General features: G+C 30.7%; 15 protein-coding genes. 5 read left to right on the top strand and 10 right to left on the bottom strand.

Annotated elements, in window-relative coordinates; translation table 11 throughout:
• Positions 1-14: 14 nt before the first annotated feature.
• Together hemH and hemE are read right to left on the bottom strand one after the other, a co-directional pair.
• Positions 15-938, bottom strand: a complete 924-nt coding sequence (gene hemH / locus M4L39_RS11905) for a ferrochelatase (protein ID WP_277582209.1) — start codon at positions 936-938, stop codon at positions 15-17.
• Positions 939-1022: 84 nt separating this feature from the next.
• Entirely contained in the window at positions 1023-2057 is a 1035-nt protein-coding gene (hemE, locus tag M4L39_RS11900; protein WP_277582208.1) for a uroporphyrinogen decarboxylase, read from the bottom strand.
• Positions 2058-2317: 260 nt separating this feature from the next.
• Here hemE and M4L39_RS11895 point away from each other — a divergent pair, with 260 nt between their 5' ends.
• Entirely contained in the window at positions 2318-2821 is a 504-nt protein-coding gene (locus tag M4L39_RS11895; protein WP_277582207.1) for an antibiotic biosynthesis monooxygenase, read from the top strand.
• Positions 2822-2903: 82 nt separating this feature from the next.
• Here the strand turns inward: M4L39_RS11895 and ecsB are convergent, their stop codons facing one another.
• A complete protein-coding gene (gene ecsB / locus M4L39_RS11890) occupies positions 2904-4127 on the bottom strand; it encodes an ABC transporter permease EcsB (protein WP_277582206.1) in 1224 nt (407 codons plus the stop codon).
• Positions 4124-4861, bottom strand: coding sequence for an ABC transporter ATP-binding protein EcsA (ecsA, locus tag M4L39_RS11885; RefSeq protein ID WP_277582205.1), 738 nt, complete (start codon positions 4859-4861; stop codon positions 4124-4126). Before ecsA ends, ecsB begins: the two co-directional genes overlap by 4 nt.
• Before the next feature lie 127 nt (positions 4862-4988).
• Between ecsA and M4L39_RS11880 the strand changes: the two genes are divergently transcribed.
• From M4L39_RS11880 to prsA, 4 genes are all read left to right on the top strand, one after another.
• The gene (locus M4L39_RS11880; RefSeq protein ID WP_277582204.1) at positions 4989-5414 is read left to right on the top strand and encodes an HIT family protein; all 426 of its coding nucleotides are present in this window, start codon (positions 4989-4991) and stop codon (positions 5412-5414) included.
• Between the two features lie 79 nt (positions 5415-5493).
• Entirely contained in the window at positions 5494-5865 is a 372-nt protein-coding gene (locus M4L39_RS11875; protein WP_277582203.1) for a YtxH domain-containing protein, read from the top strand.
• Positions 5866-6129: 264 nt separating this feature from the next.
• On the top strand, positions 6130-6687 hold the full coding sequence (locus M4L39_RS11870) for a DUF3267 domain-containing protein (RefSeq protein WP_277582202.1): 558 nt from the start codon (positions 6130-6132) through the stop codon (positions 6685-6687).
• A gap of 328 nt (positions 6688-7015) precedes the next feature.
• A complete protein-coding gene (gene prsA, locus M4L39_RS11865) occupies positions 7016-8008 on the top strand; it encodes a peptidylprolyl isomerase PrsA (protein ID WP_277582201.1) in 993 nt (330 codons plus the stop codon).
• Positions 8009-8209: 201 nt separating this feature from the next.
• Here the strand turns inward: prsA and yhaM are convergent, their stop codons facing one another.
• From yhaM to xdrA, 6 genes are all read right to left on the bottom strand, one after another.
• Positions 8210-9151 carry a 3'-5' exoribonuclease YhaM gene (yhaM, locus tag M4L39_RS11860; RefSeq protein WP_277582200.1) on the bottom strand — a complete coding sequence of 314 codons (942 nt, stop codon included), beginning with the start codon at positions 9149-9151 and terminating at the stop codon, positions 8210-8212.
• Positions 9151-12084 carry an ATP-binding protein gene (locus tag M4L39_RS11855; RefSeq protein ID WP_277582199.1) on the bottom strand — a complete coding sequence of 978 codons (2934 nt, stop codon included), beginning with the start codon at positions 12082-12084 and terminating at the stop codon, positions 9151-9153. Before M4L39_RS11855 ends, yhaM begins: the two co-directional genes overlap by 1 nt.
• A gap of 1 nt (position 12085) precedes the next feature.
• Positions 12086-13270: a metallophosphoesterase family protein gene (locus M4L39_RS11850; protein WP_277582198.1), complete on the bottom strand. Its 1185-nt coding sequence runs from the start codon at positions 13268-13270 to the stop codon at positions 12086-12088.
• Between the two features lie 220 nt (positions 13271-13490).
• Positions 13491-13835, bottom strand: a complete 345-nt coding sequence (locus tag M4L39_RS11845) for a YlbF/YmcA family competence regulator (protein ID WP_002507247.1) — start codon at positions 13833-13835, stop codon at positions 13491-13493.
• Positions 13836-13903: 68 nt separating this feature from the next.
• A complete protein-coding gene (locus M4L39_RS11840) occupies positions 13904-15034 on the bottom strand; it encodes a DUF445 domain-containing protein (protein WP_277582197.1) in 1131 nt (376 codons plus the stop codon).
• Positions 15035-15353: 319 nt separating this feature from the next.
• Positions 15354-15818 (bottom strand): XRE family transcriptional regulator XdrA, encoded by a 465-nt coding sequence (gene xdrA / locus M4L39_RS11835; protein ID WP_277582196.1) that lies wholly within the window; start codon positions 15816-15818, stop codon positions 15354-15356.
• Positions 15819-15955 lie beyond the last annotated feature (137 nt).

Raw genomic sequence — 15955 nt, 5'->3', positions numbered from 1 at the left:
AGTTCACGCTTCCTTTAATAAACATTTTTGATTTCATCAACGATTGCTCCAATAAATAATGAATCCGTATCAGGCATTGACGGGCGGTAATAGTTAACCCCTAATTCATCGCAGATTACTTTACATTCATAATCGTTATCATATAACACTTCTAAATGTTCACATACGAAACCAACAGGAGTGTAAATGAAATTTTTAAATCCATGTTCTTTATATAACGCTCTAGTTAAATCTTGAACGTCAGGCCCTAACCACGGTGTACCAGTATTGCCTTCAGATTGCCATCCTTCAGCTACGTGGCTAATATTAGAATGTTCTTCTAATAATTGTGCCGTATGATGCAACTCATTTGGATATGGATCATTGTTTTGCTCAATAAGTCCTTTTGGTAGGCTATGCGCTGATACAATTAACACTGTCTCATCGTGTTCTTCTTCTGGAATTGCCGATAATGATTCATTCACTTTTTCTGTCCAATATTGAATGAATTTAGGTTGTTGATAATAATGTTCTACATGTTTAAATGTTATGCCATATTTATCCGCTTCTTTTTGAGCTCTTGTATTATATGAACCTACTGAGAAACTAGAATAATGTGGAGCTAATACTACTGTCACAGCTTCTTTGATACCTTCATCATGCATCGATTGGACTGCATCTTCTATAAACGGATGTATGTGTTTTAAACCAATGTATAATTTAAATTCAACATCACTGTACGCCTCGTTTAGTGCATCACATAGTGTTTCAGCTTGACGATTTGTTGTATTAGCTAATGGTGATAACCCACCGATATGTTTGTATCTATCTTTTAAATCTTGTAGTTCTGCTTCTGTAGGTTTTTTTCCATGTCTAATATCTGTGTAATAAGCCTCAATATCACTTTCTTGATATGGCGTCCCATATGCCATAACTAATAAGCCTATTGTTTTTGTCATTTTAAAATCATCCTTTTGTATAATAAATTTTAGATGTATATGACATAATAAATTGTTACTCTTGATGACGTGTGTTTATGTCTACTATCTCTTAGTATAATCATGAACAAATGTTGTTATACGTTTAAGTGTCTCTGGTTTAACTTCTGGGAAGACGCCATGCCCAAGGTTGAAAATGTGCTGTCCATGTTCCATACCTTGATCTAATATTGGTTTTAGTCTTTCTTCAATAACGTCCCATGGTGCTAATAACAATGAAGGGTCTAAATTGCCTTGTAAGGTTCTAGTGATATTCAAATCTCCAGCTTCTTTGATAGAAAGTCTCCAATCTAAACCTAATACATCGATAGGTAATGAATTCCATTCATGTGCTAAATGACTCGCACCTACACCAAATAATATTACAGGTACATCATGCTTCGCTTTTATACCATTAATAAGTTTCTCCATTGCTGGTTTAATATAATATCGATAGTCTTTTACATTTAATGCCCCAGCCCAAGAATCGAACACTTGAATTATCTCTGCTCCAGCCTCAACTTGAGCAGATGTATACGTGATGGACATATCTACTAAATGATCCATAAGTGCAAACCAAGTTGTTTCGTCACTATACATCATTGCCTTAGTAAAATTATAATTCTTTGAAGGTCCACCTTCAATCATATAACTCGCTAATGTGAATGGCGCTCCTGTAAAACCGATCAATGGCACATTTAATTTTTCTTCAGTCAATATTTTAATTGTGTCTAAAACATAAGGTACATCACGCTTAGGATCAATCTTCCCTAACTTTTCAACGTCGTGTATATTTTTTATAGGATTATGAATTACTGGACCTATACCAGATTTAATCTCGACATCTACCCCTATCGGCTGAAGTGGTGTCATAATATCTTTATATAGCACTGCTGCATCAGTATTATAATTATCAACTGGTAAATGTGTAACATAAGCACATAACTCAGGTTGATGTGTAATTTCAAATAAGGAATACTTCTCTTTCAACTTTCTATATTCAGGCTGTGATCTACCAGCTTGACGCATAAACCATACTGGTGTGTGGTTTACCGCCTCACCATTTATCATATCTAGGATTGTATTATTTTTATTATGCACCTTGAATCCTCCTACATTATAATCATTCTTATCTATAATACCATACTGTTATATATCCCGTATTTCATTGTGTTAAAATGTCATAAAAAAGACAAACAGTCTACTTTTATCATCTTAATCATTTGACTATTGTTTTCTATTAGAAATCTATTATAATGTTATCAAAGACTATTTTTATATTTATTTGATAAAATAGATATATCTATAGTACAGTATAATAGTTATACGCACTTTCTTAAACAAAGCAAGGGGGAAATCTTATGAAAATTTATGCATCTTATGGTACTTTTGGTTATTTGAATCAAATCAGACTTAATAACCCTGGTCATAACTTATTACAATTTTCAGCTTCTGACTCTTCAGTAATCATTGAAGAAACAGATGATCAATCCGTTTTAAAACAACCTTTAGTTTATGAAGTTCTAAAGGCTGATGGTGATTTAGATGAGAATAACTTTTATTCAGTACTATTTATTCCGACTTCAGAAGATCATGCTTACCAATTAGAAAAAAAATTGGAAGGTTTTTCTACTGATTTCAATCAATTTGCTGGTTATAGAAGTTATCGTTTCTTAAAGCCAGAACAAGGTTTAACATATAAGATTTACTTTGGCTTCGAAAGTAGAAATGCTTATGAAGATTTTAGAGCTTCGCCTATATTCAAAGACAACTTTGATAAACTAGCGTTAAGCCAATTCTTTGGCTCAAGTCGTCAACATTCGAGCTATTTTGAAAGACATTTATTCCCGATTGATGACAATTAATATTGAAAATTACAATTATTAAAATAAAAAGTCGTTTCTTATGCGCTAGATAAACTATCTAGCGCATCGAGAAACGACTTTTTTAATCTCTTAACAATGTTTCTTGATATTTAAGTTTTTTAATTACATTTATAATTGTTAGCCAACCTACAAGGAAGAATAACAAACCAAAGTAACTATAAAGTGGAAATACAAAAGCATAAACGATAATAAATAACGCTCCTACAATCAGCATTAATCTATATAAGAATTGTTCGTATCCTTTTATTACTTTTGATTCAGTAACTGGCCATACTTGTGGCCACAAACCGTAGGCTTGTTGTGTATAAAATTGTGCCATTTGTAATAAGATAATGTACATAAACAAACTACCGATAATTAACATAATAATGGGTTGTTCTAACCAAAACATTAAAACTAGCGCAAGTACTACTAATCTTAAAATGATATTAAAAGCATCTTTACCACGTACAAAACTTCTTATAAAAAGATAAAGATACATATAATTTGAATTAAACCTTTTACGCTTAGGCGTAATTAGCAATGGATCTAGATAACTTCTTCTTACCGCTGTTTCTTTAAGATGTTTCACATCCGTAAACATATTAACGAATTTATAATAATTCATGTGATGTTGGTGCTCTGATTTAATCATTTTTTCCCAAGGATATAAATGTGTCTTATTTTGATAACGGATCAACATCGTTATACCCACGAGAACAAAAATAGATGTGAGACTTGATAATTGTTTCGGCTCTAATGCTAAGTAATATCCCGAGGTGAAAATAATAAAGAGTAATACATAAAGAGACCAACCTTCTAATCGGTACTTGTACCATTGCCATTTTAATAATAACCCTAATAATGGAAAAATAAGTGCTAATACAGCAAACAAAATATAAAAACCAAACGTTTGATTATTAATTACAAAAAACAATGGGAATAACACAATTAGTATTAATACTTGAAACCCTATTCGAGAAAAGTAACTATAAACCAAACTATGTTTCATATATTCCGACATGTGTTTTTCAAATGGTAATAGAAAAAGTCTATCTGCATCTTTAAGCAACGTTCTAATTGGAAACATAGATGTTAACGCTACGACGATACTAGCAACCAAAGCGTAATTAAAATGCTTTGGTATAGATTGTAGCCAATCACCATAGCCTACAAGAAAGGCACCAAACATAATTACAAGAAATACAGAGAAATGCCCATTAAATATGAATTTATTATAGTATTGTTTTTCTTTGCTTATCTCTTGTTTTCTTGTACTAAATAATTGTTTCGCATTTTGGTTCATGTTTGTTGGCCACCTTGTGTGACATGTATATATATTTCATCCAATGTTTTACCTTCTAATCCTGTTTGTGCTCTTAGTTCATCTAAGTTTCCGAATGCTACAATTTGACCCTCATCCATAATTAAGAATCTATCGCAATATCTTTCTGCAGTTGCTAAAATATGTGTACTCATTAATACAGTACGACCTTCGTCTTTTTTCTCGACCATTAAATCTAACATTGATTGAATGCCTAGAGGATCTAATCCAAGAAACGGTTCATCAATAATGTATAATTCTGGATCTACAATAAAAGCACAAATAATCATTACTTTTTGCTTCATACCTTTAGAAAAATGGCTTGGAAATATATCCAATTTATCTTCTAAACGAAATGTTTTTAATAAAGGTTGTGCTTTTTCCATTGCAGCTTCTTTACTAATATTATAAGCCATAGCTGTCATATAAATATGTTCTTGCAATGTTAGCTCTTCATAGATAACTGGAGATTCTGGAATATAGGATAATTTCCTTCTATAAGTTTCAACATCTTGTTTTATATTAATATCAGAAATTGTCATTTCACCTTCCATAGGTGTCAGTAAACCAAGCATGTGCTTGATTGTCGTACTTTTACCTGCTCCGTTTAAACCAATAAGCCCAACAATTTCACCTTGGGCCAATTCAAAATTTATATTTTTAATTACAGGTCGTTTACCATACCCACCTGTTAAATGTTCTATTTTTACTGTCATATGGCACCTCCACAAATTATATTGTATCAAAAATCAGTCTATAGGCATAAATTTACTGCGAAAAATGACGGAAATAATATACTAATGCTATAATAGTCAGTAACAATCTTACAAGGAGTGAAGATTCATGTCAGAAACAATCTTTAGTAAAATTATAGATGGTGACATACCTAGTTACAAAGTATACGAAGATGATTATGTTTACGCATTTTTAGACATTTCTCAAGTTACAAAAGGTCACACATTATTAGTTCCTAAAAAAGCATCAGCTAATATTTTCGAAACAGATAGTGAAACGATGAAACATATTGGTGCAGCATTACCTAAAGTAGCAAATGCGATTAAAAAAGCATTCAACCCTGATGGATTAAATATTATACAGAATAATGGTGAATTTGCCGATCAATCTGTCTTTCATCTTCATTTCCACTTTTTACCAAGATATGAAAATGATGTCGATGGCTTTGGCTATAAATGGGAAACGCATGAAGATACGATTGATGATGACCAAAAAGCTACAATTGCACAAGAAATAGCGGCTCAATTCGAATAAATATGCTTATCTTATCTCATATGGGGTATATAAAACATATTAAAGAATGCGATATTATTTAGAAATGAGGAGAATTTTTATGAAAACAGCTCAAATATTATTAGGTCTTAGTGCTGGCGTTGCAACTGGTCTTGGCTTTGCTTTGATGAATCGCGATAAAAGAGATTCTAACCAATTTAATGCACAAACAAGAAGACCTGCCGGCGCTGAATCAGAAGTTGATAGAGAAATTAATACCATTAAGCAAAGTATAAATGATATAACGAATTATATATCTCAAATCAAATCTGAGAGTACAGAATTTGGTAGTACGATTGGTGATGAAGTAAAAACAATGATTGGTGACTTCAAATCTGATATCAATCCTAACATTGAAAAATTACAGTCTCATATCGAGAATTTACAAAATCGTGGCGAAGAAATCAGTAAAACTTTTGAAAAAGATAAATAACCTACAGTTATTAAATTGATTGTTTTAAAACACCTAACAAACCTAAACATAGCGCTGTAAACCTAAGCATTGTCCATAATAAGGTTTACAGCGCTTTTTATATAATGAAAGATCTTATAAAAGTGTTGAATTAATCGTTCTTTTCTTCTTTTATAAATACCCTATTTCATATTTAAAATTATCTTGACCTTTTTCCTATTAGGATAGATAATACGAAAGTATATAAGTGCTGTTATTTATTAAGTAAAGGAGCATGATTTAGTTATGTATCTATGTACACGCCAAATTGATATTAATGCACGTTTCGGCTTACCTAGAATTGCATTTCTAAGTTTAGTCACAACAATCATTACATTCTTAATTGCCTATGAAATTTTGTACTTCTTTTCCAATACGAAACTAACGGATCAATATTTTTTAGTATTTTTAGTATTAGTGGTAATCTTATACCCTATTCATAAAGCAATTCATTTAATATTTTTGTTTCCTTATTATAAATCTTTCAAAAAATATAAATTAGTGCGACATAAATCCGTCCCTTTTTATAATACGTATGTGAATACACCTGTAAACAAATATTACTTTTGTTTTGATTTAATTACACCTGTAATTATCATTACGAGCATCTGTGCATATGCTAGCATACAGTTCCCTCAATTTGGTCATTACTTTATGTTTATTCTTGCATTAAATATGGGTTATTCAGTAATGGATTTTCTTTATTTAAAAATAATACTATTTTCAAATGAAGGTTCATATATAGAAGAACATCAAACTGGGATTAATATTTTAAACAAAGTTGACACTAAATATGAACTATAATGCTAAGTGTCTTGGCATACATATAGCATGCTAAAATGTATATTTTGATATTGCATAGTAACTATATGATATCTAAATATACTTAATTCTTATACAAGAGCTTCAAATTTTGCAATCTTTTTTAGTAAGTCTTGTGGAGCGTTATAGAAATCAAATTCTAAATTTGATTTCTATAACGCTTTTTTGTTTTTTATTCAAATTAATTTTAATAATCTATTTTTTTATAAATTTACTAATACTATAGTCCTAGAAACAAGGTTTCTTATTGGTGAACACAGCATAATATGTTATATTTACGTTGTTATTATTACAAAAGGAGTTTCCAACCATGAAAACATTTAAAAAAGTTATACTTCCGGTTACGGCAAGCGCATTGTTATTAAGTGCTTGCGGTAGTAGTGCAACAGATTCAAAAGATGATACGATTATTTCATCAAAAGCTGGAGACGTTAAAGTAGAAGATGTCATGAGCAAAATGGGCGATGAACAAATTGCCAACAGTTCATTCTCAATCTTATTAAACAAATTACTAGCAGATAAATATAAAGACGAAGTTAATACAAAAGACATTGACAAAGAAGTTGAAAAAGAACAAAAACAATATGGCGGTAAAGAACAATTTGAAAGTATGTTAAAACAACAAAAAATGTCTATAAGTGACTATAAAGAACAGAAGAAAACACAAGCTTACCAAAAAGAATTACTTAATGACAAAGTCGATGTTTCAGATAAAGAAATCAAAGAAAACACTAAAAAAGGTTCTCATATCTTAATTAAAGTAAAAGAAAATGAAGATGATAAAGAAGGTTTATCAGATAAAGATGCAAAAGCAAAAGCAGAAAAAATCAAAAAACAAGTCGATAAAGATCCAGAAAAATTTGGTGAAATCGCAAAAGAAGAATCCGCAGATAAATCATCAGCTAAAAAAGACGGTAGCTTAGGCTATGTTATGAAAGGCCAAATGGAAGATAAATTTGAAAAAGCCCTCTTTAAACTTAAAGAAGGAGAAATTTCTAAAGTAGTGAAAACAGATTATGGTTATCACATTATTAAAGCAGATAAGGAAGATGACTTTGATAAAGAAAAAGGTAAACTTAAATCTCAATTACTACAATCTAAAGTACAAAAAGAGCCTAAATTATTAACGGATTCATACAAAGAATTATTAGATGAATATAATGTAGACTATAAAGATAGAGATATCAAAAAAGCTATTGAAGATTCAATCTTAAACCCAGAAAAAATAAAACAACAACAACAACAGCAGCAACAACAACAAGCTATGCAACAAGGCGGCGCTGGAATGTCTACTGGACAATAAAAAGCCATCACAGTATCTCTGAGATAGCTAACAATTTTTTTAAAAAGGTTGATAGATTTCAAAAGAGATTCTATCAACCTTTTTTATATTTTATATAATAGAAAAGACCAAGCCATCAGTTTTTCTGATGGCTTGGTCTTTTTAATTTGAGGATGAGCTATTCAATTTCCAAACTATCCTCTTATATAAATAATAACGTGATTAGTCTAGTGACGTTGGATTATAAAACTGTCTGCCATCTAGACCAAAAATACGCTCAGTAAATTGACCTTTATCTGTCTTCTTATATGCTTTTTCAAACATATTCATTTTGGCGTCGATATTATCAATAAAGAATAATATTTCCGCTTCTTTCATATGTGGTAACTTAGGAGAACCATATTCCATCTTACCATGATGTGCTAAAATCATATGACGCAATAAAAGTACTTCTTCCCCATCAAGATTCAATTCTCTTGCCGCTTCTGCAACTTCATCACTCGCAATGGAGATATGACCAAGTAAATTACCTTCTACTGTGTACGATGTAGCAACTGGTCCACTTAATTCTCTTACTTTGCCTAAATCATGTAAAATAATTGAGCTATATAATAAACTACGGTTAAGTAATGGATAAATATCGCATATAGATTTAGCAACACGCAACATCGTTAATACATGATAGCTTAAACCACTAGAAAAGTTATGGTGATGTGTACTCGCAGCTGGAAATGTGAAAAATGCTTCTTGATGCTTACGAATTAAATGTCTAGTGATGCGCTGTAAAGTAGCATTTTCAATATCTAGCATATAATGTGAAACTTCTTCTTGAATTTCATCTGGTGTTAAAGGCGCACCATCAACAAAATCTTGTGTTTTCATATTATCTTCTGGTTTAGCTAATTGTATTTTATTGATTTTCATCTGTTTTCTACCACGATAATTGATAACATCGCCGGTAACATGGACAATTTGTTCAGGCTCTAATATTTTCATATCTTCTTTAGTAACTGTCCATAATTTACACTCTATATCCCCACTTTTATCTTGCAAATGTAGAGTCATATAATCTTTACCTTGAGCTGTCACACCTTGTATTGCTTTATGAATTAGGAAAAAGTGATCTACAGAATCTCCAGGCTTTAAATTTTCTACGTTTCTCATTATTTACCGCCTTCCTCGAATTTATTCAAAGTAATGATTTGTTTTGAAGGCACACTAGTATCTTTCACACATGTAAAGAATAAAATTTGATAGTCTTTCGGCATTTGTCTTAAATAATTCATCATTAATTCCTTGCGTTGTTTATCAAAATGCACAAATGCATCATCAATGATAATTGGGAATGGATAGTATGGTTTTAACGTTTTGATTAAACTCAAACGTAATGAAATATAAAGGATTTCTTTAGTAGACTGACTAAGTTCTACTGGCTCATACATTTGGCCATTTTGCTGTTTCACCATTAATTCATCATTAGCATAAGTCACTTGTACGTAATGACCATTTGTTAAATGCGTAAATATATCAGTTGCTTCGTTTATCACTTCTGGTAAACGTTTATCTTTAATTTGTGCAATATGACCTTCTACTAAAGACTGTAAGTAACTCAGACTTGCCCAATCTTTTGCTTCATCATTCACTTTATTTTTAAGAATATGGAATCTATGTCTTAAATCTGCTAAAGTCTTGTCTGTTTCCATATCAGTTATTTTTGCGTTCAAGTCACTAACTTCTGACTGCATTTCTAAATATTGATCATTATATTCGTCTACTTGTCGTGCTAAAACTTCATCTTCATGCGTTAGTTGCGCATAAGTCTTTTCACTTAACCTTGAGCTTAAATCATAATTATAATTTTGATTTTCTAGATATTTCGATAAATCATTAAACCTTGTCATTTGATGTTGATAATTTTGATATTGCACATGATGTTGGTAATAAGATTCTTCATCTGAAGCATTAACATAACCAAATAACTGTGTAATCACATTATTATTCTCGTTTAATCGACTGCGGAGTTGTGATACTTCACTCTCAATCAATTTGATTTGTTCATCGTTTCTATTCCATTTTTCAAGATTACTCGTTTCTTCTTTAAGCCATTGTCTAATGTCATGGAATAATGATAAATCATTAAAATACGTAAATTGATTATTTGTTATTTCTTTAGCATGCGCATAAAATGCTTCTAATGCTTCACGTAGTTGTCGAGCTTGCTCATTAAGTTCATCAATATGTTTATCATGGTCTTTAATCTTATTCATTGTGCCTATACTATCAATAATAAGTTCATCTGACATTTTATCAGATAAATGTAAATCTGTTTTAACTTTATGAATACTGTCTTGTGCTTCTTGGTATTGTTTTTGAGCTTGTTCTAGACTCATTGCTAGATACTCTGCCTTTTTATCAAGTGCTTCTTTTGTCTTAACCGTGCTATGCAACTGTTCTCGCACTCGGTACTGATCATCCAAGTCAAAGTCGAGATCATAATTATCTTCTAAATGCGTAATTTGTCGTTGCAAGTTATCAATTTCATTTGAGAAAGTTTCACTATGACCTATTTCCTTAGATTTTACAAAGAAAACGCCTATGATAAATATAACTGACATTATCGCAAATACAATGCCAAAGAGTATGTTCGCAGATACGAATGAGAAAATTGTTAGCCCTATACTTATTACTGCTAATATAATTAAGCATATACGTAATAAGTTTTGTTTCTTCTCGTTTTCTCGTTGATCTTTATCAAAAGCTTCTTTCATTTTTTGGTAAAGGTTATTCTTTTCTTGAAGTTCGAATACTTGTTTATTATATTGTTTTTTCTTTTCAAAATTTTCTTCAGGCACAATATCTGTTTTTAAAGCATCAATTTCTGTAGCATTGGTCTCTTGATCAATTTTATTCTCTTCGATATTACGTTCAAGTTGTTGGACAAATGCAGTCTGTTCTTGTTTATTTTTAATTTGATTACTTACAAAACTTTTCATTGCTTCTGAACTGTCAGCTTGATGATGAACATCATGCCAACCAATATTAGATTTCAGACCCGTCTTTTCGCGTTCTTTATCTTGGATATCTTTTTCAATCGACTTAAGTTCATATTCTTTTTGTTTGATTTCATTCTCTTGTTGGTGTAAGTGATTGAAAGCATCTATATCACTTTGTTTTGGGATATTAATTTTTTCGTTTTCTGATTTAAGATGTGCTAACTTTTCTTCTCTCAAGCCCAAATCTCTTTTAAGGTTTTGCGTTTGAATTTTCGCAGATTCGTAACGATCAATACCTTGTTCTGGGAAAAGTACCGGCTCAATATTAAGTTGCGATTCTAATGTTTTCCACTCTTGTGTATGTTCATGTAAAGCCAGTTCTTTTTGTTTGTCGTCATGCATTTTAGATAATTGAGATAAATTTTGTTTTATATTATCTAACCTACGTTCTGATTTATCTTTATCATCCACAAGTCTTTTGTAAGTAGTTAACTTCGATTCTTCTGCTCTAATTTGACCCTCTAAGTCTTTCAATTGTTCTAATTGCTGATTAATAATTGGATTACGTCCATTTTTCTTATATAACATTTCTTTTTTCTCATTTAAAATGCCACGCATGCTAGTAAATTCTGTAGAACCTAATGCACCCGCTTGTAATAAATAATTTTGTAATTGTGTTTCATCCATATTTTTATGAATATCTTGTAGCCCAAGTACATCAAAAGAAAAAATACCTTGGTATGTACGTTTAGAAATAAAATTCAATTCTTTTTTTAACCAATTTTCATCTTTGATTGTGCCATTAGGTAAATAAACTTTCACATCACCTACTGCACTGCCCTTTATACGCTCTACATCAACTAATGAACCATCATCTTGAATTAAAGTTAATTTACCGCCATATTGATTACCTAGTCGTGGTTCTAATCGAGGCTCATTCTCTTTCTTAGTCGGAAAACCAAATAGAATGGAGTGAATAAAAGCTTGAATCGTAGATTTTCCAGTTTCGTTTTCACCATATATTTCAGTAAAAGTTTCATCAAATTCGATTGTTCTTTGTATAAATCTGCCATAGCCATATATCTCTAACGATTTAATTTTCATGTTATTCCTCCCTCATATCTGACTTTAATAATTCTTCGGCATGTTCTATTAAATCACGTCGATCAAAATCACTATAATTTTCTAGATATTTGGAAGCTTTAGGATTTAAATATAAATCGTTCATAGCTTTATCATACAGAGTGTTGTCATCGATTAATTCAGGTGAAAACTCTTTTACTAATGTATTGGGGTCTTCATATTTATTGTTAATCGTTAAATTTTCAATAAATACAAAATTATGTTCATTTTCTTCATAATCACTAATCATTTCATGAACTTGTAAGACGTCTTGCTCAGGTATCAATTGATCCGAATTAACAATAACCTTTAATTGATAAATTGATTTACCATTTTTTCTCACTTGTGTTTTAAAAGTTTGAATTGCTTCAAAAAGACCTTGCTTAGAAGTTTTATCTGTTTCAAGTGTTGCTTTTTCAAAACGAATAAATTGTGTAGGTACGAATTTAGCTTTAAGATTTAAATCGTCGCCTTCCACTAGTAAACAACCTTTTTCACCTAATTCTTTAAAGTGTCGGCCTTGTATATTACCTGGATAGTGAATTTGAGGCATATCACTTAATTGCTGACGTTCATGAATATGACCTAAGGCCCAATAATGATACAGCTTATTATTTAAATCTTCTAATCTAAATTCGGTATAACGGTCTTTGGCACTAGATTTACTATATGTACCATGAAGTATTCCAATATGGATTCCTTTTTGCCCTTGGCTTGAAGGATAAGCATCTAGTTTATTTTCGTAACTAGCATCATTCTGATAACTAAAACCATGAAGATAGATTTCTTCTCCATTTTTAGTGATTGTTTGGTAAGTTTCTACATTTTCTGAGAATACCGAAACATTATCAGGCCATTCTGTACCAATACTCGATGATAAAGGATCATGATTGCCATGACAAATATAGACGAATATTTGTTCTTTAGATAAGCGTTCAAATTGTTCTTTCAAAAACACTTCTGCACGTAACGTCCGGTTCTGTTGGTCAAATAAATCACCAGAAACAATCATAAAATCTATTTCTTCATTCAATGCTAAATCCACTATTTTTTTAAAGCTTTCGTACGCACTTTTTTGCATATCTTCAAATATCGACTGACTTAAATAGCTTCTTGACTTAAATGGGCTATCTAAATGCAAGTCAGCACAATGAATAAATTTCACCATACAGTACAGTTCTCCTTTATCTAAAGGTTTATTTAAGATGATACATGCAAGACCATCTATAAATGAATTGTTCGCTCATTCAAATTTTAAGATGCGTGCATGCGAATACCTTGTATCTCTATATTTTACCACATTGTCTAAGTTGCAGTCGATAAAACAAAAAAAGCTACAATACATAAAATGTATTGTAGCTAGAAATCAAAAGTCTGATTAAATAGTATTAGTCAGCGTAGATTTCGTCTAAAGGTTTAACAATGATTTGGTTGATTTCTTGGAATATTTGGCTCATGTTTTGTTCTGCAGCCATTAATTCTGAAATGTTTGAATCATTTTCGATTTTTTGAGCTTGTTCTTGTGCTTTTTGTAGCTCTTCTTCACCGATTTCTTCACCTTGCATTTGTTTTTGTTGGAATTCTAATTGAGTTTCACGGAATTCGTCAAATAATTCTTTTGACTCTTTATTTTCTTTAACATTTGCATAAGCTTTTTGAATAGCTTGGTATTCATCACTTTCTCTTAAAGCTTGTTCTAATTGATTTGCATGATCGTGTAAATTTACTGCCACTATGCTTCACTCCTTTTTTGTATATGTGTGAAAACCACATCGGTATTACAATAACATAATTTAATATGTTATACAAAAATTGCAATTACGCCTTGTAATAGCCCTATTATGCCCCCTAATAAAAAGCCTAAAAGCATAATTAATTTCAATTCTTTATTTGCAACATCAATAATTAATCTTTCTATATAAGCTAAATCAAATGTATTAATTTGTTCTTCAACCATTTGTCTTAAATTAATTTTTTTCATAATTGGAGAAATATGTTTAGATACATTCTCTATAATAACATCTGTTAATTTTTGAGAAACTTTGCTTTCTAAAAAATGAATAAAGCTTGGCATTAAAATATTAAACGATTGTTTTGATACTTTATCGACATCTAAATAACCAATAGCTAACTCAGTTACAGAAGTTTTAAATGACTTGTACTGACTTTCACTAACAAGTTCATTTAAATTTTTAGATTTCATAGTCTCATATTCATTATCAATGACCTGTTTTGCAATTGCTTTCGCTTTAGGGTGTTTAGTTAAACGAATGAGTTCATGTTGAATTCGATCAGCAATACTTTCTTTAGTCATAAACATTTGTAATAAGCCGACTATTTTACCCTTTTCGTTGAAGAAAGTCTCCAACATAGAAGCAATATCAGCTGCACCTTTTTCTGAACTGAGGTACACGCCTGCTCTTTCAAACAATAAATCAGGAACTAAATCTATTTTACTATCAATGCTAGCTTCTATCTCTTCAGGAATAATATGTTTGATAGGTGTAGTTTGATTATCTTGGTAAAATGCATCTAATTTATTTGAAATCACTAAGTCTATTTTTTCATTTGCTAACTGCGCAACATCTAAATCTAACTTATCAGCGAAATATTGCAATGTCATGTGTTCTTGTTTTAATTTTTGAATTTGTTTAAGTAATACTTCTTCAATGGCTTGTCTTGAAGATGGCGCATTTAATTTTGATTGGATTAAACTTTCTGTTAATAAGTGTTCTTCAACAACTTGGCCAATCTTATCAGCGACTTCTTTTCTACGTTTTGGTATTAATCCAGGTGTAAAGGGCACACGTTTATTAAAAATATAATAGGTTTTAAATGGATGAAATAGCATTCTAACTGCTAAAATATTTGTTACTCCACCTATTAATGCTCCAATCACCATCATAAATACAATTATTAAAAAAGTATGCATAGATGATTTCTCCTTTAAATTCTATAATTTATTTCTGTTTTATTGAAAGACTATTTTAAATTACAGTCATTTTTACATTGTATAATACTTACTATAAAAATGTGTAGTAAAAATATCTTGTTTTTCATATTTAGTTACTTACTTTATCTTGACTACCATAAGTAACTAAAACAAAATGACAAAACAATCAAATAAAAAAGACCTAAAACTTTGTTTAGGTCAAGTAGAGTAAAGTGACTAAATCATTCATATACAATTTAAAGTCCCATGTCACCCAATTATATAAATAATGATTCTCCTATCACAAAATGAATTAATATTATACGTGCATTAATTCTTCTTTTGATATTCTGCCGAAGTATGTTTCAGCTTCTCTTAATTTAGACGTTCCAAATATCGGTTGCGTTTCGTTATTTAGCACACGATAGATATCACTTACTTTATTACTTTGTAAGATGAATCCATTGCGACTATCGATAGTATTCCAATATATGTCACTTGTTGTAGAATGGTTTGGGTATGCACAATGATTACGAGAAATCGTTTGTACCATTTCTAATGGGTCACAACCAAAAGTACTATTTAAAACATCTGAATCTCTGAATAATGCACAAATTGATACACATGTAGTCCAGTTAGGTAATACTCTCTCTTTCTCTATTTGAACTAATGTCTTTTTTGAAAGACCTATAGTTTGGGCCATCGTATCTTGCGTATAACCTGCTTCAATACGTACCATTTTAAATTTTGTTTGAATTAAATCTGTGAAATGCTGTCTATCCATTACTTTAATCTACCTTTCATAAAAGAATATTTTATCCGGACACAAGAAATTGCAATAATACACGCTTCTTGAAACACAAATTACATCTTAATACAATTTTCAAGAAAATAAAAGAGTGAAATGAAATTTTCATTGTT

The sequence above is a fragment of the Staphylococcus equorum genome (genome assembly GCF_029531845.1).
In the GTDB taxonomy this organism is placed as follows: domain Bacteria; phylum Bacillota; class Bacilli; order Staphylococcales; family Staphylococcaceae; genus Staphylococcus; species Staphylococcus equorum_C.
The sequence above is the reverse complement of the archived record's forward strand: the minus strand, read 5'-3'. Positions and strand labels throughout refer to the sequence as shown.

What these genes read in the sequence shown, in the direction of transcription:
- M4L39_RS11850 (WP_277582198.1), bottom strand. Translation starts at nt 13,270, where the DNA reads ATGGTGAAATTTATTCATTGTGCTGACTTGCATTTAGATAGCCCATTT.
- ecsA (WP_277582205.1), bottom strand. Translation starts at nt 4,861, where the DNA reads ATGACAGTAAAAATAGAACATTTAACAGGTGGGTATGGTAAACGACCT.
- xdrA (WP_277582196.1), bottom strand. Translation starts at nt 15,818, where the DNA reads ATGGATAGACAGCATTTCACAGATTTAATTCAAACAAAATTTAAAATG.
- M4L39_RS11895 (WP_277582207.1), top strand. Translation starts at nt 2,318, where the DNA reads ATGAAAATTTATGCATCTTATGGTACTTTTGGTTATTTGAATCAAATC.
- M4L39_RS11870 (WP_277582202.1), top strand. Translation starts at nt 6,130, where the DNA reads ATGTATCTATGTACACGCCAAATTGATATTAATGCACGTTTCGGCTTA.
- M4L39_RS11840 (WP_277582197.1), bottom strand. Translation starts at nt 15,034, where the DNA reads ATGCATACTTTTTTAATAATTGTATTTATGATGGTGATTGGAGCATTA.
- M4L39_RS11855 (WP_277582199.1), bottom strand. Translation starts at nt 12,084, where the DNA reads ATGAAAATTAAATCGTTAGAGATATATGGCTATGGCAGATTTATACAA.
- hemH (WP_277582209.1), bottom strand. Translation starts at nt 938, where the DNA reads ATGACAAAAACAATAGGCTTATTAGTTATGGCATATGGGACGCCATAT.
- M4L39_RS11880 (WP_277582204.1), top strand. Translation starts at nt 4,989, where the DNA reads ATGTCAGAAACAATCTTTAGTAAAATTATAGATGGTGACATACCTAGT.
- M4L39_RS11875 (WP_277582203.1), top strand. Translation starts at nt 5,494, where the DNA reads ATGAAAACAGCTCAAATATTATTAGGTCTTAGTGCTGGCGTTGCAACT.
- ecsB (WP_277582206.1), bottom strand. Translation starts at nt 4,127, where the DNA reads ATGAACCAAAATGCGAAACAATTATTTAGTACAAGAAAACAAGAGATA.
- prsA (WP_277582201.1), top strand. Translation starts at nt 7,016, where the DNA reads ATGAAAACATTTAAAAAAGTTATACTTCCGGTTACGGCAAGCGCATTG.
- yhaM (WP_277582200.1), bottom strand. Translation starts at nt 9,151, where the DNA reads ATGAGAAACGTAGAAAATTTAAAGCCTGGAGATTCTGTAGATCACTTT.